The 21583-nt window shown below is 73.4% G+C and carries 22 protein-coding genes; 14 read left to right on the top strand and 8 right to left on the bottom strand.

Going from position 1 to position 21583, the window contains the following annotated elements:
* Positions 1-6: 6 nt before the first annotated feature.
* The 6 genes from steA to KIN34_RS13585 all read left to right on the top strand — a co-directional run bounded on the left by steA (position 7) and on the right by KIN34_RS13585 (position 7202).
* On the top strand, positions 7-1194 hold the full coding sequence (steA, locus tag KIN34_RS13610; RefSeq protein WP_214351528.1) for a putative cytokinetic ring protein SteA: 1188 nt from the start codon (positions 7-9) through the stop codon (positions 1192-1194).
* Between the two features lie 31 nt (positions 1195-1225).
* Positions 1226-2299: a copper transporter gene (locus KIN34_RS13605; protein WP_214351525.1), complete on the top strand. Its 1074-nt coding sequence runs from the start codon at positions 1226-1228 to the stop codon at positions 2297-2299.
* The gene (locus KIN34_RS13600) at positions 2296-3183 is read left to right on the top strand and encodes a hypothetical protein (RefSeq protein WP_214351522.1); all 888 of its coding nucleotides are present in this window, start codon (positions 2296-2298) and stop codon (positions 3181-3183) included. The genes KIN34_RS13605 and KIN34_RS13600 overlap by 4 nt, the downstream gene beginning before the upstream one ends.
* A complete protein-coding gene (gene murJ, locus KIN34_RS13595) occupies positions 3180-4841 on the top strand; it encodes a murein biosynthesis integral membrane protein MurJ (RefSeq protein WP_214351519.1) in 1662 nt (553 codons plus the stop codon). The genes KIN34_RS13600 and murJ overlap by 4 nt, the downstream gene beginning before the upstream one ends.
* A gap of 67 nt (positions 4842-4908) precedes the next feature.
* Positions 4909-6576 (top strand): CTP synthase, encoded by a 1668-nt coding sequence (pyrG, locus tag KIN34_RS13590; protein ID WP_307858245.1) that lies wholly within the window; start codon positions 4909-4911, stop codon positions 6574-6576.
* Positions 6573-7202 (top strand): NUDIX domain-containing protein, encoded by a 630-nt coding sequence (locus KIN34_RS13585; RefSeq protein ID WP_214352175.1) that lies wholly within the window; start codon positions 6573-6575, stop codon positions 7200-7202. The genes pyrG and KIN34_RS13585 overlap by 4 nt, the downstream gene beginning before the upstream one ends.
* Before the next feature lie 70 nt (positions 7203-7272).
* On the opposite strand, the gene KIN34_RS13580 is transcribed toward KIN34_RS13585, so the two are convergent.
* The 5 genes from KIN34_RS13580 to KIN34_RS13560 all read right to left on the bottom strand — a co-directional run bounded on the left by KIN34_RS13580 (position 7273) and on the right by KIN34_RS13560 (position 12014).
* The gene (locus tag KIN34_RS13580) at positions 7273-8085 is read right to left on the bottom strand and encodes an ABC transporter permease (RefSeq protein ID WP_214351516.1); all 813 of its coding nucleotides are present in this window, start codon (positions 8083-8085) and stop codon (positions 7273-7275) included.
* On the bottom strand, positions 8085-9101 hold the full coding sequence (locus KIN34_RS13575; protein WP_214351513.1) for an ATP-binding cassette domain-containing protein: 1017 nt from the start codon (positions 9099-9101) through the stop codon (positions 8085-8087). Before KIN34_RS13575 ends, KIN34_RS13580 begins: the two co-directional genes overlap by 1 nt.
* An 87-nt stretch (positions 9102-9188) precedes the next feature.
* Positions 9189-10265 (bottom strand): COX15/CtaA family protein, encoded by a 1077-nt coding sequence (locus tag KIN34_RS13570; RefSeq protein WP_307858244.1) that lies wholly within the window; start codon positions 10263-10265, stop codon positions 9189-9191.
* Between the two features lie 31 nt (positions 10266-10296).
* Positions 10297-11073: an ABC transporter permease gene (locus KIN34_RS13565; RefSeq protein ID WP_214351511.1), complete on the bottom strand. Its 777-nt coding sequence runs from the start codon at positions 11071-11073 to the stop codon at positions 10297-10299.
* On the bottom strand, positions 11070-12014 hold the full coding sequence (locus KIN34_RS13560; protein ID WP_214351509.1) for an ABC transporter ATP-binding protein: 945 nt from the start codon (positions 12012-12014) through the stop codon (positions 11070-11072). Before KIN34_RS13560 ends, KIN34_RS13565 begins: the two co-directional genes overlap by 4 nt.
* Positions 12015-12293: 279 nt before the next feature.
* Here KIN34_RS13560 and KIN34_RS13555 point away from each other — a divergent pair, with 279 nt between their 5' ends.
* The 8 genes from KIN34_RS13555 (at position 12294) to KIN34_RS13520 (ending at position 19182) form a co-directional block, all read left to right on the top strand.
* Positions 12294-13106: a helix-turn-helix transcriptional regulator gene (locus tag KIN34_RS13555; RefSeq protein WP_214351507.1), complete on the top strand. Its 813-nt coding sequence runs from the start codon at positions 12294-12296 to the stop codon at positions 13104-13106.
* On the top strand, positions 13103-14542 hold the full coding sequence (sufB, locus tag KIN34_RS13550) for a Fe-S cluster assembly protein SufB (RefSeq protein WP_214351505.1): 1440 nt from the start codon (positions 13103-13105) through the stop codon (positions 14540-14542). Before KIN34_RS13555 ends, sufB begins: the two co-directional genes overlap by 4 nt.
* On the top strand, positions 14542-15861 hold the full coding sequence (gene sufD / locus KIN34_RS13545; RefSeq protein ID WP_214351504.1) for a Fe-S cluster assembly protein SufD: 1320 nt from the start codon (positions 14542-14544) through the stop codon (positions 15859-15861). The genes sufB and sufD overlap by 1 nt, the downstream gene beginning before the upstream one ends.
* Entirely contained in the window at positions 15858-16190 is a 333-nt protein-coding gene (locus tag KIN34_RS13540; RefSeq protein ID WP_214351502.1) for a non-heme iron oxygenase ferredoxin subunit, read from the top strand. Before sufD ends, KIN34_RS13540 begins: the two co-directional genes overlap by 4 nt.
* 20 nt (positions 16191-16210) lie before the next feature.
* Positions 16211-16966 (top strand): Fe-S cluster assembly ATPase SufC, encoded by a 756-nt coding sequence (gene sufC, locus KIN34_RS13535; RefSeq protein WP_214351500.1) that lies wholly within the window; start codon positions 16211-16213, stop codon positions 16964-16966.
* Positions 16967-17054: 88 nt separating this feature from the next.
* Positions 17055-18359, top strand: coding sequence for a SufS family cysteine desulfurase (locus KIN34_RS13530; RefSeq protein ID WP_214351497.1), 1305 nt, complete (start codon positions 17055-17057; stop codon positions 18357-18359).
* Entirely contained in the window at positions 18356-18832 is a 477-nt protein-coding gene (gene sufU / locus KIN34_RS13525; RefSeq protein WP_214351494.1) for a Fe-S cluster assembly sulfur transfer protein SufU, read from the top strand. The genes KIN34_RS13530 and sufU overlap by 4 nt, the downstream gene beginning before the upstream one ends.
* Entirely contained in the window at positions 18829-19182 is a 354-nt protein-coding gene (locus KIN34_RS13520; protein ID WP_214351492.1) for a metal-sulfur cluster assembly factor, read from the top strand. The genes sufU and KIN34_RS13520 overlap by 4 nt, the downstream gene beginning before the upstream one ends.
* A gap of 77 nt (positions 19183-19259) precedes the next feature.
* Here KIN34_RS13520 and KIN34_RS13515 read toward each other — a convergent pair whose 3' ends face one another.
* From KIN34_RS13515 to ypfJ, 3 genes are read right to left on the bottom strand one after another with little or no spacing between them, the layout of a single operon-like run.
* Entirely contained in the window at positions 19260-19679 is a 420-nt protein-coding gene (locus tag KIN34_RS13515; protein ID WP_214351489.1) for a hypothetical protein, read from the bottom strand.
* Between the two features lie 48 nt (positions 19680-19727).
* Positions 19728-20684, bottom strand: a complete 957-nt coding sequence (locus KIN34_RS13510; RefSeq protein WP_214351487.1) for an NYN domain-containing protein — start codon at positions 20682-20684, stop codon at positions 19728-19730.
* 14 nt (positions 20685-20698) lie between these two features.
* Positions 20699-21574, bottom strand: a complete 876-nt coding sequence (ypfJ, locus tag KIN34_RS13505; protein ID WP_214351484.1) for a KPN_02809 family neutral zinc metallopeptidase — start codon at positions 21572-21574, stop codon at positions 20699-20701.
* Between the last annotated feature and the right edge of the window lie 9 nt (positions 21575-21583).

The following is a 21583-nucleotide window of genomic DNA, read 5'->3' as shown; positions in this document are numbered from 1 at the left end:
CCCACGATGAGATCCACTCTGCGTCGCCGTCGACCGTCCGCGCCTGAACCCGGCGTGGGCGGTCCCGCCCGTGTCGACCGCCGGACCAAGTCCCTGACGAAGCGGCTGCGCCCCGGCGAGATCGCCGTCATCGACCACGAGGACCTCGACCGGGTCTCCGCGGAGGCGCTCGTCGCGTGCCAGCCGTCCGCGGTGCTCAACGCGGCGCTGTCCACCTCGGGGCGCTACCCGAACCTCGGTCCGGAGATCCTCGTCGGCGCGGGGATCCCCCTCGTCGACGACCTCGGTCCGGATGTCATGTCGCTCACCGAGGGGCACACCGTGCGGGTGCTCGACGGCGCGGTCTACGACGGCGACACGCTCGTCGCCGAGGGCGTCGAGCAGACCGAGGCCTCCGTCGCGCTCGCGATGGAAGAGGCGCGTGCGGGGCTCTCGGTGCAGCTCGAGTCGTTCGCCGCGAACACGATGGACTACCTGCGGCGCGAGCGCGACCTCCTGCTCGACGGCGTCGGTGTGCCGGACATCGACACCGTCATCGACGGCCGCCAGGTGCTCATCGTCGTCCGGGGGTACCACTACAAGGAAGACCTCGTCACGCTGCGGCCCTACATCCGCGAGTACCGGCCCGTCCTCATCGGCGTCGACGGCGGGGCGGACGCGATCCTCGACGCCGGCTGGCGCCCGGACATGATCGTCGGCGACATGGACTCGGTCTCGGACCGGGCGCTGACCTGCGGCGCCGAGATCGTCGTGCACGCCTACCGCGACGGCCGCGCCCCCGGCCTGTCCCGCGTGGAGCAGCTCGGCGTGCCGCACGTCGTCTTCCCGGCGACCGGCACCAGCGAGGACGTCGCCATGCTGCTCGCGGACGACAAGGGCGCGGAGCTGATCGTCGCGGTCGGCACGCACGCGACGCTCGTCGAGTTCCTCGACAAGGGCCGCTCGGGCATGGCCAGCACGTTCCTCACCCGGCTCCGCGTCGGCAGCAAGCTGGTCGACGCCAAGGGCGTCTCGCGGCTGTACCGCCAGCGGATCTCCAACCTCCAGCTCGTCCTGCTCGTCTTGGCCGGCTTGCTCGCACTCGGCGTCGCGCTCGCGTCGACCGCCGCGGGGCAGACGTTCTTCGGCCTGACCGGCGCGCGCCTCGACGACCTCACCTCGTGGGTGTCCGGCCTCTTCGGAGGCGGCTCGTGACCACCCACCACGTCACCGGAGAGACCACCTCGTGATCGACTTCCGTTACCACCTCGTCTCCCTGATCTCGGTCTTCCTCGCGCTCGCCGTCGGCATCGCGCTCGGCGCCGGTCCCCTGAAGGAGACCATCGGCGACACGCTCACCGGCCAGGTGGAGCAGCTGCGCACCGAGAAGGACGAGCTACGGGCGCAGCTCGAGGACGCGAACGGCGGCCTCGACGACGCCCGCACCTACATCGACGCCGCCGGCGAGCGCCTGCTCGGCGGGACGCTGCAGGACCGCCGGGTGGCCGTCGTCGTCCTCGGCGCCGTCGAGGAGGACGAGCGCACCGCGATCGACGACCGCCTCGCGCAGGCGGGCGCCGACGTCACGGCGCACGCGACGCTCACCGACGCGTGGTTCGACCCGGACCTGCGCTCGTTCCGCAGCCAGCTGGCGAGCCTCCTCGCCGAGGACGTCGCGGAGCCGCCCGCGGCGGACGCGACGCTCGACGAGCAGCTCGCGCAGACGCTCGTCGACGGGCTCACGGGGACCGACCCCGCCTCACCCGATGCTCTGACGGCCGACGCGGCGAACATCCTGGCGATCCTCTCCGAGGGCGACAACCCGCTGATCTCGCTGGCCGACCCGGTCGAGACCGGGGCGGACGCGATCGTGGTCGTCGCGGTGCCCAGCCCGCCGGCGGAGGAGAGCACGACGCCCACGCCGGCCGCGGACGCGAGCCTGCAGGAGGCACAGCTGGCGGTGCTCGAGGCCGCGCAGGACGGTTCCGAGGGCGCCGTGCTGGCGGACGGTCCGCGCGGCGAGGGTGCGTTGGTCGACGCCGTCCTCGCCGACGACGCGCTCGCCGCCGCGCTGACGACCGTCTCTGACGCGGACCGCGTGAGCGGCCAGGTGAACGTGCCGCTCGCGCTCGCCGCACGGATCGGCGGCAAGAACGGCCACTACGGCACGAGCGACGCGGAGACGCCCATCCCGCCCGCGGTCGAGCTGGCTCCCGTCGACCGCACGCCGGTGGTCGTGGACCCGGAGACGACGGGCGGGACGTCCGCCGACCCGACGGGTGAGCCCACGACGGAGGAGACGAGCGGGGCGGGCGGATGAGCGTGCTGCGCCGCCTCGGCGCGGCCTCGGTCGCCCGCACCGCCACCGCGCTCGCGCGGGCCGCGTTCGAGGAGAGCGCGCCCGGCGGTCAGGAGCGGTGGCTGCGCACCAACCACCGGGGCGAGTCCGTGAGCATGCTCGAGGGGCCCGCGGTCGCGATCGGTGTCCTCGCCGGCGCCGTCGTCTCGGCCCCCGACGCCCGGAGCGCCACGTCCGTCGCGCTCGCGACGGCGGCCGGCGCCGGGTTCGGGATCGCCGACGACCTCGGCGAGGACCCGGAGGACCGCCGTAAGGGCCTGCGCGGCCACCTGGGCGCGCTCGCGCAGGGCCGCGTGACGACGGGCGGGCTGAAGGTGCTCGGGATCAGCACCGGCGCGCTGCTCGCCGCGGCGGTCGCGACCCCGGCGCGGGGGACCGACGGCGCCCGCCGGAACCTGGTCGGCTGGGCCGCGGACGTCGCGACGTCCGGCGCGCTCATCGCCGCCACCGCCAACCTCGTCAACCTCCTCGATCTGCGGCCCGGGCGCGCGCTCAAGGCGACGTCCATCGCGGCCGCCCCGCTCGCGTTCGCGCCGGGTGCCGGAGGCGTCGCGGCCAGCGCGCTGCTCGGTGCCGGCGCCGCCGCCGCGGACCAGGACCTCGCGGAGACGGACATGCTCGGCGACGGCGGCGCGAACGCGCTCGGTGCGGCGCTGGGTGCGGCGCTGGTCCTCTCCGCGCCCCGCCCTGTCCGGCTCGGCGCCCTGGCCGCGGCGATCGGACTCACGGTGGCGAGCGAGAAGGTCAGCTTCACCGCCGTCATCGAGTCCACGCCGGTGCTGCGGGACATCGACCGCTGGGGCCGTCGGCCGGTGCACGCGCCGTCGCGGCCGCCCCGGGGGTGAGCCCGCAGGTCCGCCGCGCGCTCGGCGGGCTCGCCGGAGCGGCGGCGATGATCGCCGCCGTCACGGTCCTCGCCCGGCTGCTCGGGTTCGGGCGGTGGCTCCTGCAGGCCAACCAGGTCGGGCCGGACGCGATCGGCGACGCGTACAACTGGGCGAACCTGCTGCCCAACGTCCTGTTCGAGGTGGCCGCCGGCGGCGCACTCGCCGGCGCGCTGATCCCGCTGCTCGCCGGCCCGATCGCGCGCGGGGACCGGCGCGACGTCGAGCGCACCGCGTCCGGCGCTCTCGGGTGGACGCTCCTGGTGCTGGTCCCGCTCGCGCTGCTGCTCGCGGCGTGCGCGGACCCCGTGGCGCACTGGCTCGCGCGCAGCGACGAGCAGGTCGAGCTCGTCCGGTTCTTCGTCCTCGTGTTCGCGGTGCAGGTGCCGATGTACGGCGTCGCGGTCCTGCTGTACGCGGTGCTGCAGGCGCACAAGCGGTTCTTCTGGCCGGCGTTCGCCCCCGTGATGTCCTCGCTCGTCGTCATGGCCACCTACCTTGTCTACGGGTCGCTGGCGCACGGCGAGCGCGCCGACCCGTCCCGGCTCGACGCAGGTGCGCTCGAGGTGCTGGCCTGGGGGACGACGCTGGGCGTCGCGGCGATGTGCTTGCCGATGTTCGTGCCGGTGCACCGCCTGGGCGTCCGGCTGCGGCCCTCGCTGCGGTTCCCGCCCGGGGTCGGCGCGCGGCTGCGGTCGCTCGCCCTCGCGGGGGTCGGTTCGGTCGCCGCACAACAGCTCGCGCTGCTCGTCGTGATGGCCGTGACGTCGTGGCGCCAGTACGCCGACGACGGCACCTTCTCCCGCTTCCTGTACACCCAGCAGGTCTACCTGCTGCCCTATGCCGTGCTCGTCGTGCCGCTCGCGACCTCGACGTTCCCCCGGATCGCCGCCCGGGCCGCGGCGGGCGACCGGGCCGGGTTCGCGCGCATGGCGGCGACGACGACGCGCGGCGTGCTCACCGCCGCCGCGGTCGGGGTCGCGGCCGTCGTCGCCGCGGCGTCGGCGATCGCGACCGTGTTCTCGGTGATCGCCAAGGACCCGGTGGTGGCGGTCGAGATGGGCCGCGCGCTGACCTGGATGATGCCGGGGCTGGCGGGTTTCGCGGTGCTGTTCCACGCCTCCCGCTCGCTCTACGCGCTCGAGCGCGGCCGGTCGGCCGTGACGGCGAACGTCGTGGGCTGGGGCGTGTTCGCCGTGGCGGTCGTCGTCCTGGTCCGTGCGGGCGTGCCCGGCTCGGGCGCGGTCGTGGCGATCGGCGCGGCCAGCACCGTCGGGATGGTCGCGGGCGGCGCGCTCGCGCTCGCACTGCTACGGCGGGCCGGCGGCCCCGGGTCGCTCGAGGGGCTGACGCGCACGGCCGCGGTGCTCCTGGTGGGCGTCGTGGTGGGCGCGGTCGTGGGGCGCTGGGTCGCGGACGCGGTGCAGGACGTCGCCGGAGGCGGCGCCTGGACGGCGATCGGCGCGGGCGCCGGCGGCGCGGTCGTCGCGCTCGCGCTCGTCGCAGGCTGCGTCGCCGTCGCGGACCGGCGGACCGTCACCGAGGTCCTGCGGGTCGAGCGCACGCCCGCACCGGAGCCCGACGAGCCCGCGGTGCCGCTCGACGTCCCGGGCGACTGACGAGCGTGTCCCGACTCACCCGGCCGGCCGGAGGCAAACCGCTCCGGTTCGGGTACGGTGGAACCCCGTGACAGAGCGCGCGCACCGACTCCCCGGGCGGTCGGACCATCTGACCCGGCACATCTTCGTCACCGGGGGGGTTGCGTCCTCGCTCGGCAAGGGTCTGACGGCGAGCAGCCTCGGCCGGCTCCTTCGCTCCCGTGGCCTGAGGGTCACGATGCAGAAGCTCGACCCGTACATCAACGTCGACCCCGGCACGATGAACCCGTTCCAGCACGGCGAGGTCTTCGTGACCGACGACGGTGCCGAGACGGACCTCGACGTCGGGCACTACGAGCGGTTCCTCGACGTGAACCTCGTCGGCTCCGCGAACGTCACGACCGGCCAGGTGTACTCGCAGGTCATCGCCAAGGAGCGGCGTGGCGAGTACCTCGGCGACACGGTCCAGGTGATCCCGCACATCACGGACGAGATCAAGGCCCGCATGCGGTCGCAGGCCAGCGACGACGTCGATCTGATCATCACCGAGATCGGCGGCACGGTCGGCGACATCGAGTCGCTGCCGTTCCTCGAGGCCGCCCGCCAGGTCCGGCACGACCTGGGCCGCGACAGCGTCTTCTTCCTGCACGTCTCGCTGCTGCCGTACATCGGCCCCTCCGGCGAGCTCAAGACGAAGCCGACGCAGCACTCCGTCGCGGCGCTGCGCAGCATCGGCATCCAGCCCGACGCGATCGTGCTGCGTGCCGACCGTGACGTCCCGGACAGCATCAAGCGCAAGATTGCGGCGTTCTGCGACGTGGACACCGAGGGCGTCGTCACCGCGAAGGACGCGCCGAGCATCTACGACATCCCGCGCGTGCTGCACGCCGAGGGCCTGGACGCCTACGCCGTCCAGCGCCTCGGCCTGCCGTTCCGCGACGTGGACTGGAGCGGGTGGGACGAGTTGCTCAAGCGCGTGCACGAGCCCGCCCACCGGGTCGAGATCGCGCTCGTCGGCAAGTACATCGACCTGCCCGACGCGTACCTGTCGGTCACGGAGGCGCTGCGGGCCGGTGGCTTCCACCACGACGCGAAGGTGGTCATCCGCTGGGTCACCTCCGACGACTGCCAGACCTCCGAGGGCGCGCGCGGCGCGCTCGAGGGCGTCGACGCGGTCCTGGTGCCCGGCGGCTTCGGCGTGCGCGGCATCGAGGGCAAGCTGGGCGCGCTGCGGTGGGCGCGCGAGAACCGCGTCCCGACGCTGGGCATCTGCCTCGGCCTGCAGTGCATGGTCATCGAGTACGCCCGCACGGTCCTGGGCCTCGAGGGCGCGTCGTCGTCCGAGTTCGACGACAACCCCGCGCACCCGGTGATCGCGACGATGGCCGAGCAGCTCGCGATCGTGGGCGGCGACGGGGACATGGGTGGCACGATGCGCCTCGGGTCCTACGAGGCCGTGCTGGCCCCCGGCTCGGTCATCGCCGAGGCGTACGGCTCCTCGCGCATCACCGAGCGCCACCGGCACCGGTACGAGGTCAACAACGCGTACCGCGAGGCGCTCGAGGAGGCCGGCCTGGTGATCTCCGGGGTCTCCCCGGACACGTCGCTCGTCGAGTTCGTCGAGCTGCCGCGAGACGTGCACCCGTACTACGTGTCCACGCAGGCGCACCCGGAGTTCAAGTCGCGCCCGAACCGGGCGCACCCGCTGTTCGCCGGCCTGGTCGGAGCGGCGCTCGCCCAGCAGGACGAGAGCTGAGCGTGCCGGACGACGAGGTGCGGGACGTCCCGCGCGCGCACGAGGTGCTCGAGCACGAGCTCGTGTACCGCGGGCGCGTCTGGGACCTCGCGCGGGACGTCGTGGACCTGGGTGACTCACAGGTGGTGCGCGAGTACGTGGCGCACACGGGTGCGGTCGCCGTGATCGCGCTGGACGACGACGACCGCGTGCTGCTGCTCTCGCAGTACCGGCACCCTGCGCGGCACGTCCTGTGGGAGCCGCCGGCCGGCCTGCGGGACGTGGAGGGCGAGGACCCGGTCACGACCGCGGCCCGGGAGCTCGCCGAGGAGGCCGACCTGGTCGCCGGACGCTGGTGGCGGCTCGTCGAGTTCTTCACCACTCCCGGCGGGTCCACCGAGCGCATCACGGTGTTCCTGGCCCGCGACCTCACGCCCGTGGCGGAGCACGACCGCTTCGACCGCACCGACGAGGAGGCCACGATGGTGCCCGTCTGGGTGCCGCTGGACGAGGCCCTCGCCGGCGTGCTCGGCGGGCGGTTCGCGAGCCCCACGACGACCATCGGCGTCCTCGCCGCGGCCGCCGCCCGGGCGGACGGCTGGGCGAGCCTGGTGCCCGTCGACCCCGCAAGCGCGACCGAGGGCTGACACGCACGTCGCCGAGCGAGGCCCGACACCGGACGGTGTCGGGCCTCGCGTCGCGGAGCCGGTGATCGGCTCAGCGGCTGGTGCTGCGGCGGTACTGCGCGTTCGCGACCGGGATGAAGACCAGCAGGATCAGCACCGTCCACAGGAGCGTGTAGAGCTCGGCGTGCTGCAGCGGCCAGGACGCGGGCTCCGGCACCCCGGGCGGGATGTTGCCGAACAGGTCCCGGGACGCCTGGGTGACCGCGGAGACCGGGTTCCACTCCGCGAACGTCTGCAGCGGTCCGGGCAGCGACTCGAGCGGCACGAACGTGTTCGCGACGAAGGTGAGCGGGAAGATCACGATGAACGTCGCGTTGTTGAACACCTCGACGCTGGGCACCAGCATCCCGAGCCACGCCATCATCCAGGAGATCGCGTAGGCGAAGAGGATGAGCAGCAGGAAGCCGAGCGCGGCCTCGCCCACCGAGCTGTGGATCGCCCAGCCGACCAGGAGCCCCGTGAGCGACATCACGACCAGGACGATCACGTTGTTGACCACGTCGGAGAGCGTCCGACCCGTGAGCACGGCGGAGGGCGCCATGGGCAGCGACCGGAAGCGGTCGATGATGCCCTTCTTGACGTCCTCGGCCAGCCCGGCCCCGGTGATCGTGGCACCGAAGATGACCGTCTGGGCGAAGATGCCGGCCATGAGGAACTCGCGGTAGGCGTCCGGGTCGGTGCCGCCCGGCACGTCGATCGCGCCGCCGAAGACGTAGGCGAACAGCAGCACGAACATGATCGGCGAGAGCGTCGTGAAGACCAGCAGGTCCGGCACGCGCTTGATCTTGATGATGTTGCGCCGCGCGATGACGTGCGCGTCGCTCAGGACGGTCGGGACGGCCATCACGCACCTCCGTGCGTCGTCGTGGGCTCGGGGTCGCCGTCCTCGACGGAGCGCCCGGTGAGGGTGAGGAACACGTCGTCGAGCGTCGGGCGGCGCAGACCGACGTCGTCGAGCTCGATGCCGGCCTCGTCGAGCGTGCGCAGCGCCGTGGTGAGCGTCTGGGCCCCGCCGGTGACCGGCATGGTCAGGGAGCGCCGGGGCTCGTCGACAGACGCCTGCCCGACGCCCAGCGGCTCGAGGAGCTCGCGGGTGCGCTCGACCTGCGCCGCGTCGTGCACCGTGAGCTCCAGGCGCTCGCCACCGACCTGCAGCTTGAGCTGGTCGGCCGTGCCCTGCGCGATCACGCGACCGCGGTCGATGACCACGATCTCGTCCGCGAGGGCGTCCGCCTCCTCGAGGTACTGCGTGGTGAGCAGGAGCGTGGTCCCGCCGGCGACGAGCGTGCTGATGACCTCCCACATCTCGTTGCGGCCGCGTGGGTCCAGCCCGGTGGTCGGCTCGTCGAGGAAGATCACGGGCGGGTCCGCCACGAGCGCGCCGGCGAGGTCCAGCCGCCGCCGCATGCCGCCCGAGTAGGTCCGCGACGGCCGGTCCGCGGCGTCCTCGAGGCGGAAGGCGGCGAGCAGCTCGCGCGCCCGTTCCCGGGCCCGCTGCCGGCCCAGGTGGTAGAGACGGCCGATCATCTCGAGGTTCTCGTACCCCGTGAGGTACTCGTCGACCGCGGCGTACTGGCCCGACAGGCCGATGCGACGCCGCACCTCGCGTGGGCGCTTGGCCACGTCGATCCCGGCGATCGTCGCGGTCCCCTCGTCGGGCTTGAGCAGGGTCGTCAGGATCCGGACCGCGGTCGTCTTCCCGGCGCCGTTGGGGCCCAGGAGACCGAGCACCGTGCCGGTCGGCACGGTGAGGTCGACACCGTCGAGCGCGACGACGTCCTTGTACCGCTTGACGAGGCCGCGCGCGCTGATCGCGGGCGGGGCGCCGTCGGCGTCTGAGGTGGAGCGGGGCTGGCTCATGGGAAGACCGTAGGTGTGACCACCGACACAGTCACCCCCGAATCGTCCCGCCGCCCGCGTCGCGGCGGGACGAGGCGGCGCGGAGGCTCAGGCCGGGGTCGTCGCCGGGGCCGCCGGGGCCGTCGGGACCGCCGGCGCCGCCTCGTCGCGCCGACGCCCGCACAGCCACACCCGCGTGGTGCCGGCCGTGAGCAGCGCGGCGCCCACGAGGTGGAGGTTGACCAGGGCCACCGGCAGGCCGGTGGCCGTCTGGACGTACCCGATCGAGCCCTGCAGCACGGTGAGCGCCACGAGGACCAGCGCCGCGCGGTGCGTCCGTGCAGCGTCCGGCCGCCCCGCTGCGGCCCGCGTCCGCCAGACGACGACGAGCAGCACGGCGGCGAACGCCCACACCGCGGCGGCGTGGATCTTCGTCATGAGCAGCGGGTCGACCGCGAGCCGGTAGCCGACCTCGTCGTCCCCCGAGTGCGGTCCGGCGCCGGTCGTCAGGGTGCCGAGCACCAGCACGACGACGAGGAGGACGGCGAGGACGTGGGTCAGCGCCCGCGTCGCGCCGTCGAGCAGGGCGACCGGGGGACCGTCGCCCTCGCGGTCCCGGTGCACCAGGACGAGCGAGAGCGCCACGAGCGCCATCGAGATGAGGAAGTGCAGCGAGACCAGGATCGGCGGCAGCTCGAGCAGCACCAGGACGCCACCGATCAGTGCCTGCGCCGCGACGCCGCCCAGGGGCGCCCAGCCGAGCAGCCGGAACGAGCGGGCGCGCGTCCGGTCGCGCCACACGACGTAGGCGACCGCGATCGCGACGAACCCGAGCACGAACGTCATGAGCCGGTTCCCGAACTCGACGAACGGGTGGTACGTCACGGCCGCGTGGAACTGGGGGACGAAGCTGCCGGGCTCGCACTGCGGCCACGTCGAGCAGCCCAGGCCCGAGCCGGTGAGCCGCACCGCGCCGCCCGTGCCGACGATCCCGATCTGCCCGACGAGGTTCGCGACGAGCACGGCGTACCGGTGGTCGACGAGCCAGGCGAGCAGAGCGCGCCACACCCGGACGACGAGGTCCACGACGCGCGCTCGTCCGCGCCGGGGCTCCTCCGGCGTCGGGGTGGCGGGGCTCGTCGGGGTCGCCGGAGTCGCCGGGGTGGTGGGGAGCTGCGCGGTCACGGCGTCCAGCCTAAGCGGCCTGCGCGGCGCGTCAGTGCCAGCGGAACAGCCGGGCGGCGCCCCAGCCGAGCGCGGCCGCCCAGCCGACGAGCACGACGACGGACCACGCCGGCAGCGACCCCTGCTGGAGCGCGCCGCGCATCGCCTCGCCCAGCGCGCCGGACGGCAGCAGGACCGCGAGGTGCTGGAGCGCGCCGGGCAGGCGCTCGGCGGGCACCACGACCCCGCCGGCGACGGCGAGCAGGAGCAGCGCGAGGTTCGCGACCGCGAGCACGGCCTCGGCGCGCAGCGTGCCCGCGACCAGCAGCGCCAGCGACGTGAACGCCGCGGTGCCGAGGACGACGGCGACCAGCGCGAGGGCCACGCCGGCCGGGTCCGGGCGCCAGCCCAGCAGCACGGCGGTCAGGCCGATGACCGCGATCTGCACGACCTCCACCACCAGGACCCCGAGCACCTTGCCGGCGAGCAGGCCACCCCGGCCGAGGGGCGTGGTCGACAGCAGGCGCAGCACCCCGTTGCGTCGGTCGAACGCCGACGCGATCGCCTGCGACGTGAACGACGACGTCATGACGGCCAGGGCGAGGATCCCGGGCGCGAAGAAGTCGATGCGGCTGAGACGGCCGGTGTCGACGTCGAGCGCGTCCACCTGGACCAGCCCGACGAGCGCGAGGACGGGGACCACGACCGTCACCAGGAGCTGCTCGCCGTTGCGCAGGATCGCGCGGGCCTCGAACGCGGTCTGCGCCAGCACGCGCTGCCGCGCCGGCGCGGGTCCCGCGTGCGGGCGCGGGGTCGGTGCGGCGGTCATCGCAGCTGCCTCCCGGTCAGGTCGAGGAACACGTCCTCGAGCGTCCGTCGTCCCACCGTGACCCGCGTCGCGAGGACGTCCTGCGCGGCGAGCCACGCGGTCAGGTCCGCGACCGTCGCGGGCCCGACCTGGCCGACGACGGTGTAGCTGCCCGCCTCCGCCTCGGTGACCGCCGGCGCGCCGGCCGCCGTGGCCAGCGCGGCGGCCATCGCGCCGGTGTCGAGGCCCGGCGTCGCGTCGAGCCGCAGCGTGCGGTCGTCGGCCGAGGAGACGAGGTCGCGCACCGTGCCCTGCGCGATGACGCGGCCGTGGTCGACGACGACCACGTGGTCCGCGAGGTCCTCCGCCTCGTCCATCAGGTGCGTCGTCAGCACCACCGCCACGCCCTCGTCGCGCAGCTCGCGGACGAGCTCCCACACGGCGTGCCGGGACTGCGGGTCCATGCCGGCGCTCGGCTCGTCCAGGAAGGCCACCTCGGGCCGTCCGACGACCGCGGCCGCGAGGGCCAGCCGCTGCCGCTGGCCGCCGGAGAGCCGGCGCACGGTGGTGCGCGCGAACGAGGTCAGCCCGAGCCGCTCGCCGAGCTCGTCGAGAGGCCGCGGGTCCGCGTACATGCGGGCGACGTGCTCGAGCATCTGCGCGGCGGGCACGCCCGTGGGCAGGCCGCCGTCCTGCAGCATCACGCCGACGCGCGGTCGGAGCGCGTGCGCGTCCTCGAGCGGGTCCAGGCCCAGGACGCGCGCCGTGCCGCCGTCGGGCCGTCGCAGCCCCTCGCAGCACTCGATCGTCGTGGTCTTGCCCGCACCGTTCGGCCCCAGCACGGCCGTCACCTCGCCGCGCCGCGCGACCAGGTCCAGACCGTCGACCACCGCGCGCTCGTCGTACCTCTTGACGAGGCCGACGACCTCGACGGCGGGGGAGTCGGACGGGGAGGCGGGCACGGACGACGAGTCTAGGTGCCCCGGCACCACCGGACGGGGTCCGGACCGGCGCTGACGTGAGCGAGGTCACGCGCGCCGGGCGCCGACGCGAAGGCATGCCTTGCTTGCGCGGAACGATTTTGGCAACAAGCATGTTGTCGATATCGCAGGCGGTCGGGCGACGCAGGTCGTCCGGCGTGCCGCAGCTGCATCTGGACGGCCTTCCCCCGGGGCCGGCACGCCGGCCGGCCGGCGTCCGCCGCTCCGGGCCGCCGTCCTCGAGCGCACGTGGGAGGTGGCATGAGCACGACGAGGAGCGGTCCCGTCCTCGAGGCGGGCGCGCACGCCGCCGTCCCGGCGGTGCCCGCCGCGGTCGCTCGCGAGGGCGACCCGAGCGACGCCGGCACCCGGCAGCGCGTGCTCCAGCTCGTCGCGAGCGAGGGCCCGATCGCCGCGGCCGAGCTCGCGGCACGCCTCGACCTGACGCCCGCGGCCATCCGCCGGCACCTCGGCGTCCTCGAGAGCACCGACCAGATCGCCGTCCACGAGGGCGCGGGGGCAGGCCCGGCACGCCGCGGCCGCCCGGCTCGTCGTTACGTCGCGACCGCGACCGGCCAGTCCGCGCTCACGCACCGGTACGCCGAGATCGCCACGCAGGCGTTGCGTTTCCTGTCCGACACCGCGGGCGCCGCGGCCGTCGAGGGCTTCGCCGAGCAGCGCGTGGCGGAGCTCGAGCACCGGCTCGCCGAGCGGCTCGTCGGGACCTCCGACGAGGACGTGACCACGCGGGTGGAGGCGCTCGCGGACGCCCTGTCGGCGGACGGCTACGCGGCGACCGCCCGGACGGTGCCCGGCCTGCACGCCGTGCAGCTGTGCCAGGGTCACTGCCCGGTCCAGGACGTCGCGCACGAGTTCCCGCAGCTGTGCGACGCCGAGGCGCGCGCGTTCTCGCGCCTGCTCGGCGTCCACGTGCAGCGGCTGGCCACGCTGGCCGGCGGCGGCCACGTCTGCACCACCAACATCCCCGTCGCCCTCGCGGCGACCCGCCCGTCGGACGCCACCACGACCTCACCGAACCCCCCTGTGCTCGCACCGGAAGGAACGAACGCATGAGTGCACCCACGCAGGACCCGGCCCAGCCGATGACGCAGGACGAGGCGATCGCCTCGATCGGCAGCTACAACTACGGCTGGCACGACACGGACACCGCGGGCGCCACGGCGCGGCGCGGGCTGTCCGAGGACGTCGTGCGCGAGATCTCCCGGCTCAAGAACGAGCCGGAGTGGATGCTCAAGACGCGCCTGAAGTCGCTGCGCATGTTCGACAAGAAGCCGATGCCCTGGTGGGGCGCGGACCTGTCGGGCATCGACTTCGACAACATCAAGTACTTCGTGCGCTCGACCGAGAAGCAGGCGGCGAGCTGGGAGGACCTCCCCGAGGACATCCGCAACACGTACGACCGGCTCGGCATCCCGGAGGCGGAGAAGCAGCGCCTCGTCGCGGGGGTCGCCGCGCAGTACGAGTCCGAGGTCGTCTACCACCAGATCCAGGAGTCGCTCGAGGAGCAGGGCGTCATCTTCCTCGACACCGACACCGGCCTGCGCGAGCACCCGGAGATCTTCGAGCAGTACTTCGGCTCGGTCATCCCGCCCGGTGACAACAAGTTCGCGTCGCTCAACACGGCCGTGTGGTCCGGCGGCTCGTTCGTCTACGTCCCGCCGGGCGTGCACGTCGAGATCCCGCTGCAGGCGTACTTCCGCATCAACACCGAGAACATGGGCCAGTTCGAGCGGACGCTGATCATCGCGGACGAGGGCTCGTACGTGCACTACGTCGAGGGCTGCACCGCGCCGGTGTACTCGTCGGACTCGCTGCACAGCGCGGTCGTCGAGATCATCGTGAAGAAGAACGCGCGGGTGCGGTACACGACGATCCAGAACTGGTCGAACAACGTGTACAACCTCGTGACCAAGCGGGCGACCGCGGCCGAGGGCGCGACCATGGAGTGGGTCGACGGCAACATCGGCTCCAAGGTCACCATGAAGTACCCGGCGATCTACCTCATGGGCGAGCACGCGCGCGGCGAGACGCTGTCGATCGCGTTCGCGGGCGAGGGCCAGCACCAGGACGCCGGCTCGAAGATGGTGCACGCGGCGCCGCACACCTCGTCGTCGATCGTCTCCAAGTCCGTCGCGCGCGGCGGTGGCCGCACGTCCTACCGCGGCCTGGTGCAGATCCTCGAGGGCGCGAGCCACTCGGCGAGCAACGTCCTGTGCGACGCGCTGCTGGTCGACCAGATCTCCCGCTCCGACACGTACCCGTACGTCGACGTCCGCGAGGACGACGTGTCGATGGGCCACGAGGCGACCGTGTCGCGCGTGAGCGAGGACCAGCTGTTCTACCTGATGTCCCGAGGCATGCCGGAGACGGAGGCCATGGCGATGATCGTGCGCGGGTTCGTCGAGCCCATCGCGCGGGAGCTGCCCATGGAGTACGCGCTCGAGCTCAACCGCCTCATCGAGCTGCAGATGGAAGGGGCCGTCGGCTGATGACGACCACCACGAACGAGCCGGCCGCGGCCGGCCTGTCCACCGACCACTCGCGCGCCGTCGCGGACGGCGCCCACACGCACGGCGTGGGTGTGCCCGAGGCGTCCCGCGCGGAGCGCCTGACCTCGTTCGAGGTCGGCGACTTCGCGGTGCCGACCGGTCGCGAGGAGGAGTGGCGGTTCGCGCCCGTCGACAAGCTCGCACCGCTGTTCGCGGCGAGCACGGACGGCGTCCTGGACGGGCACGGCGTGCTCACCACGGTCGTCGAGTCGCCCGAGGTCGGTGTCGAGATCGTGGACCGCGGGGACGCGCGGCTCGGGGTCGTCGGCAAGCCGGGCGACCGGACCGCGGCCGTCGCGTGGGCGTCCGCGCAGCGCGCGACGCTGGTGACCGTGCCGCGGGAGGCCGTGGCGTCGAAGGTCACCTCCATCCGCGTCGAGGGCGTCGAGGGCGCCGGCACGCACGAGGCGCCGCTGGTCCCGACCGCCGCGCACCTGGTCGTGCGCGCCGAGGCCATGTCGCAGGGCACGGTCGTGATCGACCACATCGGGCACGCGGCGCTCACCGAGACGGTCGAGATCGTCGCCGAGGACGGCGCGCACCTGACCGTCGTGTCGGTGCACGACTGGGCCGACGGCTCGGTGCACGCCGCGTCGCACCGCCTCAAGGTCGGCCGCGACGCGACCGTCAAGCACATCGTCGTGACGCTCGGCGGCGACGTCGTCCGGGTCACGCCCGACGCGGAGTTCGCCGGCGAGGGCGGCTCGGTCACCATGCTCGGCCTGTACTTCGCGGACTCCGCCCAGCACCAGGAGCACCGCCTGTTCGTCGACCACGCCGTCCCGAGCTGCGTGAGCCGCGTGACCTACAAGGGCGCGCTGCAGGGCGAGGGCGCGCACACCGTGTGGGTCGGCGACGTGCTGATCCGGGCGGAGGCCGAGGGGACCGACACCTACGAGCTCAACCGCAACCTGGTCCTCACCGACGGCGCGCGCGCCGACTCGGTGCCGAACCTGGAGATCGAGACCGGCCTGATCGAGGGCGCGGGCCACGCGTCCGCGACGGGTCGGTTCGACGACGAGCAGCTGTTCTACCTGCGTGCGCGCGGCATCCCCGAGCCCGACGCGCGCCGGCTCGTCGTGCGCGGCTTCTTCGCGGAGCTGGTGCACGAGATCGGCGTGCCCGAGGTCGAGGAGCGGCTGCTGGCCGCGATCGAGGCCGAGCTCGAGGAGTCGATGTCCGTGCTCGACCAGGTCGGCGACCGCCCGACCGTCGAGGGCGCGCAGGCGGGTGCCGCCGTCCCCGAGGCGACTGCATGAGCGCACAGCTGGCCTGCTACGCGTCCGACGTCCCGACGGGCGGCACGCTGCGCGTCGAGCTCGAGGGCGAGGCGGGCCCGGTCGAGGTCGCGATGGTGCGCGACGAGGCCGGCGAGCTGCACGCCATCAGCGACGTGTGCTCGCACGGCGCCGTCTCGCTGTCCGACGGCGAGGTGGAGGACTGCACGATCGAGTGCTGGCTGCACGGCTCGCGGTTCGACCTGCGCTCCGGCAAGCCGCTCGGCCCGCCCGCCGTCACCCCCGTCCCCGTCTACCCCGTGACCGTCGACGGCGAGCGTGTGCTCGTCGACGTCGACGCCCCGCTCTGAAGCACCTCGAGGAGAACCGCATGACCACCCTGGAGATCCGCGACCTGCACGTCAGCGTCGAGACCAAGGAGGGCCCCAAGCCCATCCTGCGCGGTGTCGACCTGACCGTGAACAGCGGCGAGACGCACGCCATCATGGGCCCCAACGGCTCGGGCAAGTCGACGCTCGCGTACTCGCTCGCCGGCCACCCGAAGTACCAGATCACGAGCGGCACCGTGCTGCTCGACGGCGAGGACGTCCTGGAGATGTCCGTCGACGAGCGCGCCCGCGCCGGCATGTTCCTGGCGATGCAGTACCCCGTCGAGGTGCCGGGCGTCTCGGTGTCGAACTTCCTGCGCACGGCCAAGACCGCGATCGACGGCGAGGCCCCCGCGCTGCGCACGTGGGTCAAGGACGTCAAGACGGCCATGGAGGACCTGCGCATGGACTCCGCGTTCGCCGAGCGCTCGGTGAACGAGGGCTTCTCGGGCGGCGAGAAGAAGCGCCACGAGATCCTGCAGATGGAGCTGCTCAAGCCGCGCATCGCGATCCTCGACGAGACCGACTCGGGCCTCGACGTCGACGCGCTGCGCATCGTGTCCGAAGGCGTCAACCGCGTCCGCTCGAACACGGACGTCGGCGTGCTACTCATCACGCACTACACGCGCATCCTGCGCTACATCCAGCCGGACTTCGTGCACGTCTTCGTCGACGGCCGGATCGCCGAGGAGGGCGGCCCCGAGCTGGCCGAGCGCCTCGAGAACGAGGGCTACGACCGCTTCCTGGTCGGGGCCTGATCCACACGCAACCGACGCCCGGCGGGACCGGCGGCCGACACCTCGTCGTCGCCGTCCCGCCCGGGCGGTCCCTGATCGGGGGTCGAAGGTGAGCACCACACTCGAGGCCGCGGAGCTCGCGGCCGTGCGGGCGGACTTCCCGCTGCTCGAGCGCACGCTGCGCGACGGCCGCCCGCTGGTCTACCTCGACTCGGGCGCGACGTCCCAGAAGCCGGACGTCGTGCTCGACGCCGAGCAGGACTTCTACCTGCAGCGCAACGCCGCGGTGCACCGTGGTGCGCACCAGCTCGCGGAGGAGGCGACCGAGGCGTTTGAGGACGCCCGGGCGCGCGTCGCGTCGTTCGTGGGCGTCTCGCCGGGCGAGCTCGTCTGGACGACGAACGCGACCGCGGGGATCAACCTCGTCGCGTACGCGCTGTCCAACGCGACGGCCGGGCGCGGGGGAGCGGCGGCCCGCCGGTTCGCGCTGGCGCCGGGCGACGAGATCGTCGTGACCGAGGCCGAGCACCACGCGAACCTGGTCCCGTGGCAGGAGCTGGCTGCGCGCACCGGGGCGACGCTGCGGTGGATCGGCGTGGACGACGACGGCCGGCTGCGCACCGACGAGCTCACGAGCGTCGTGACCGACCGCACGCGGGTGCTGGCCTTCACCCACGCGTCGAACGTGACGGGCGCGGTGACCGACGTCGCGGCGTTCGTCGCCCGGGCGCGCGAGGTCGGCGCGCTCACGGTGCTCGACGCGTGCCAGTCCGTGCCGCACCTCCCGGTGGACCTGTCGGCGCTCGGCGTCGACTTCGCGGCGTTCTCCGGGCACAAGATGCTCGCGCCGACGGGTGTCGGTGCGCTGTACGGGCGGCGCGAGCTGCTCGAGGCGATGCCGCCCGTCACCACGGGGGGCTCGATGGTCGAGGTCGTCACGATGGCCGAGACCACGTACGCGCCGCCGCCCCAGCGGTTCGAGGCCGGCACGCAGATGGTGTCGCAGGCCGTGGCGATGGGCGCGGCCGCGACCTACCTCGCCGACCTCGGCATGGACGCGGTCGCGGCGCACGAGCACCACCTGGCCGGTCTGCTGCTCGACGCGGTCGCCTCGGTGCCCGGCGTGCGCGTGATCGGCCCCACCGACACGCGCGACCGGCTCGCCGCCGTGTCCTTCGTCGTCGACGGCGTGCACGCGCACGACGTCGGGCAGGTGCTGGACGACGCGGGCGTCGCGGTGCGGGTGGGCCACCACTGCGCGCAGCCGCTGCACCGCCGGTTCGGCGTCGCCGCGACCGCGCGCGCCAGCGCCGCGGTGTACACCACGGACGAGGAGATCGAGGTCTTCCGGGAAGCACTGACGGGGGTCCGCGCGTTCTTCGGACTGGGGAACGAGCGCGAGGGAGTCGCATGAGCAGCTCGATGGAGCAGCTGTACCAGCAGGTCATCCTGGACCACGCCAAGCACCCGCACGGCCGCGGGCTGGGCGCCGCGGAGGTGCCCGGGCGCACCGGCGAGTCGCACCAGGTCAACCCGACGTGCGGCGACGAGGTGACGCTCCAGGTCGACGTCGACGACGCGGGCGTGGTGCGTGGGCTGCGGTGGGAGGGTCAGGGCTGCTCGATCTCGCAGGCCTCCGTCTCGGTGCTGCACGACCTCGTGATCGACCAGCCGCTGCCGACCGTGGACGGGCTCGGTGCCTCGTTCCGCGAGCTCATGCAGTCCAAGGGCCAGGGGCTGTCCGACGAGGACGCCGAGGAGGCGCTGGGCGACGCCGCGGCCTTCACCGGCGTCGGCAAGTACTCCGCACGCGTCAAGTGCGCCCTGCTCGGCTGGGTCGCCCTGAACGACGCCCTGATCAAGACCGGATCCCGGGAGGACGCATGACCACGCCCACCACACCACCCTCGGCCGGGACGCCGTCGATGTCCCCGTCGACCGTCGCCGACGTCGAGGAGGCCATGCGCGACGTCATCGACCCCGAGCTCGGGATCAACGTCGTCGACCTCGGCCTCGTCTACGGGATCGCGCTCGAGCAGAACACGGCCGTGATCGACATGACGCTCACGTCCGCGGCCTGCCCGCTGACGGACGTCATCGAGGACCAGTCCGCGCAGGCGCTCGACGGGATCGTCGACGGCTTCCGGATCAACTGGGTCTGGATGCCGCCGTGGGGCCCCGAGAAGATCACGTCGGACGGCCGCGAGCAGATGCGCGCCCTCGGCTTCAACATCTGACAGGAGGCCGCGGCGCTCGGCCCGAGGCCGGGCGCCGCCAAGGCGCGCGTGGCAGTCCCCGAACTCGGCGACCCGCCTCAACTCGTCCGGTGGCGCCTGTCCCGCAGGTGCAGATGCGAGAACGCCGCCGCGAAGGCCGCCGTGGCGGCGGCAATGCACCACAGCACGGCAATGACGACGGTGTCACCGTCGGGTGCGACGAGCGTGAGCCCCCACACGCAGGCCCCTGTCATGGCCCAGAAGGTGACAGGCACGGCGAGCGGCACGGGCTGACTCTTCGGGTTCGCCTCCCATCGGGCGGCGGAAGCTGGCGAGAGGACCTTCCAGACCGTGAACGGCACGGCGAACACGGTCAGGATGCCGATGCATGCGAGGACATATCCAAGAACGCCGAGGAGCCCGTCGTCTGGCAGCCGCCAGGCGGCCCAGATCAGCACAGCCGGGACCAGCACGGTGATCGCGAGCTGGGCTAGCGCCTCGCGGCGGTCGTCGTCCACGGGCAGATGCTAGTGCCTGGGAGTTCGCTGGTACGTCGGGGGTGACCGTCAGCCTCGCTTGGGCTTGGCCGTGCGGAGGCGCAGCGACCGGCTCTGACCGTCCTCGCGGAGCTCGACCTGGCTGTTGCGGGACCTCACGAAGTCGGTGAACGTCGCGAACCCGAGCGCCGCCTCGTTGTACTGCGGGTTGAGCCGCTTCATCTGCTGCTTGACCGCGGACGCCTGGCTCCAGCCGTCGGCGTCCTTCCCGACGAGGCCGAGCGCCTTGACCAGCAGCCGGGTCGCGCCCGGTCCGCCGATCGGCTGTCCGGTCGCGGCGGCCGGGGCGTCGGGAGCGGTGACCGGCTCGTCCCGCCTCGGCGCGGCGGCGGGCTGCTCGCTGGGCTGACCCGCTGCCGACTTCTCCGGGCGCTGCGCGTCCGCCGGCGCCTCGGCGTCGTCGAGGTCGTCGTCGTCGGGCTGGGCGACCTCGTCGTAGTATTCGAACTCGTCGCACGCGGAGATGAGCGCCCGGCTGGTGCCGCCCGGCACGCCGATGCCGACCACGACGCGGCCGAGCCGCTTGCAGCGCTGCGCGAGCGCGATGTAGTCGGAGTCGCCCGCCACGATGACGACGTGGCTCACGTCGGCGAGCCGGAAGAGGTCTTCGAGCACGTCGACCGCGAGGCGGATGTCCGCACCGTTCTTGGTCCCCGAGGCGGGGAAGAGCTGGGTGAGGTCGATCGCGCGCTCGACGAGCTGGCGGCGGTAGGCCGCGTTCGCGGGCACGGACCAGTCGGCGTACGCGCGCGTGACGGCCAGGGTGCCGAACGACGAGGCGAAGTCGAGGAGCGCGCTCACGTCGACGCGGGCCGCCTCGAGGCGGGCGGTCACGTCCGGTCGGGCGTCGCGGGCGTTGTCCCGCCGCCACGCGCCGTCGCCGTGCACCTGGTCGTAGCGCGAGATGACGATGTTGTCGAAGTCGATGTACACGCCCACGCGGGCGTCGTCCTCGGAGGTCGGCATCCGGTCAGTCTGCCTCAGAGGTCGTCCGCGGCGAACGTGTCGCACGCCGCGAGGTTGCCCTGCTCGTAGCCGACGGTGAACCACTTCTGGCGCTGCGCGCTCGAGCCGTGCGTCCACGAGTCGGAGTCGACGCCGCCGGACTGCGCCTGGATGTGGTCGTCGCCGACGGCCGCGGCCGCGTCGAGCGCCTGGGCCAGCTCGGCCTTCGACGGCGGCTCGAGGTAGGCGACGCCCGTGTCGGGGTCCTTCGTCGTCGCGGCGTGGCCCACCCACAGCCCGGCGTAGCAGTCGGCCTGCAGCTCGACGCGGACCGAGTCGGAGTCGGCGCCGGTGCCGGACCGGTCGGCCTCGTCGAACACCCCGGTGGCGTGCTGGACGTGGTGCCCGTACTCGTGGGCCACCACGTACATCTCCGCGAGCGGTCCGCCCTCCGCGCCGAACTGGCTGCTCAGCTGGTCGAAGAAGCCCAGGTCGAGGTAGATCGTCTGGTCCGGCGGGCAGTAGAAGGGGCCGGTCGCGGCGCTGGCCTGGCCGCACTGCGTGCTGGTGGCGGACTCGAAGCTCACGACCTCGGGGATGTCGCTGCGCGCGTCGCTCAGCGTGGTCGACCAGTAGGTGTCGAGCGAGTCGATCGTCGCCGAGAGCCGGCACTCGCGGTCGCTGTTGGCCTGATCGGCGGTGCACTCGCCGACCGTGCCCTCCTGCTGGCCGGCACCGCCGCCGCCGTCACCGAGGAACGAGGAGACGTCGCCGCCGCCCAGCAGCGCGACCGCCAGGACGATCAGCAGCCCCAGGCCACCGACGCCGCCACCGATGGCGACACCGCGACCGCCGCCGCGCCGCGTGCGCACACGTCCGCCGCCGTAGCTGCCACCCTCCTGGAACGTCACGCGAGGGAC

The organism is Cellulomonas fulva, from assembly GCF_018531375.1.
Lineage (GTDB): Bacteria > Actinomycetota > Actinomycetes > Actinomycetales > Cellulomonadaceae > Cellulomonas > Cellulomonas fulva.
Note: the sequence above shows the minus strand (reverse complement) of the source record. Positions and strands in the feature narration are given on the sequence as shown.

Bases quoted from the DNA above. Each gene is read 5' to 3' on its own strand.
- steA (WP_214351528.1), top strand. From the start codon at position 7: ATGAGATCCACTCTGCGTCGCCGTCGACCGTCCGCGCCTGAACCCGGC.
- KIN34_RS13540 (WP_214351502.1), top strand. From the start codon at position 15,858: ATGAGCGCACAGCTGGCCTGCTACGCGTCCGACGTCCCGACGGGCGGC.
- KIN34_RS13575 (WP_214351513.1), bottom strand. From the start codon at position 9,101: ATGAGCCAGCCCCGCTCCACCTCAGACGCCGACGGCGCCCCGCCCGCG.
- KIN34_RS13565 (WP_214351511.1), bottom strand. From the start codon at position 11,073: ATGACCGCCGCACCGACCCCGCGCCCGCACGCGGGACCCGCGCCGGCG.
- KIN34_RS13555 (WP_214351507.1), top strand. From the start codon at position 12,294: ATGAGCACGACGAGGAGCGGTCCCGTCCTCGAGGCGGGCGCGCACGCC.
- KIN34_RS13510 (WP_214351487.1), bottom strand. From the start codon at position 20,684: ATGCCGACCTCCGAGGACGACGCCCGCGTGGGCGTGTACATCGACTTC.
- KIN34_RS13520 (WP_214351492.1), top strand. From the start codon at position 18,829: ATGACCACGCCCACCACACCACCCTCGGCCGGGACGCCGTCGATGTCC.
- KIN34_RS13580 (WP_214351516.1), bottom strand. From the start codon at position 8,085: ATGGCCGTCCCGACCGTCCTGAGCGACGCGCACGTCATCGCGCGGCGC.
- sufU (WP_214351494.1), top strand. From the start codon at position 18,356: ATGAGCAGCTCGATGGAGCAGCTGTACCAGCAGGTCATCCTGGACCAC.
- sufD (WP_214351504.1), top strand. From the start codon at position 14,542: ATGACGACCACCACGAACGAGCCGGCCGCGGCCGGCCTGTCCACCGAC.
- KIN34_RS13600 (WP_214351522.1), top strand. From the start codon at position 2,296: ATGAGCGTGCTGCGCCGCCTCGGCGCGGCCTCGGTCGCCCGCACCGCC.
- sufB (WP_214351505.1), top strand. From the start codon at position 13,103: ATGAGTGCACCCACGCAGGACCCGGCCCAGCCGATGACGCAGGACGAG.
- sufC (WP_214351500.1), top strand. From the start codon at position 16,211: ATGACCACCCTGGAGATCCGCGACCTGCACGTCAGCGTCGAGACCAAG.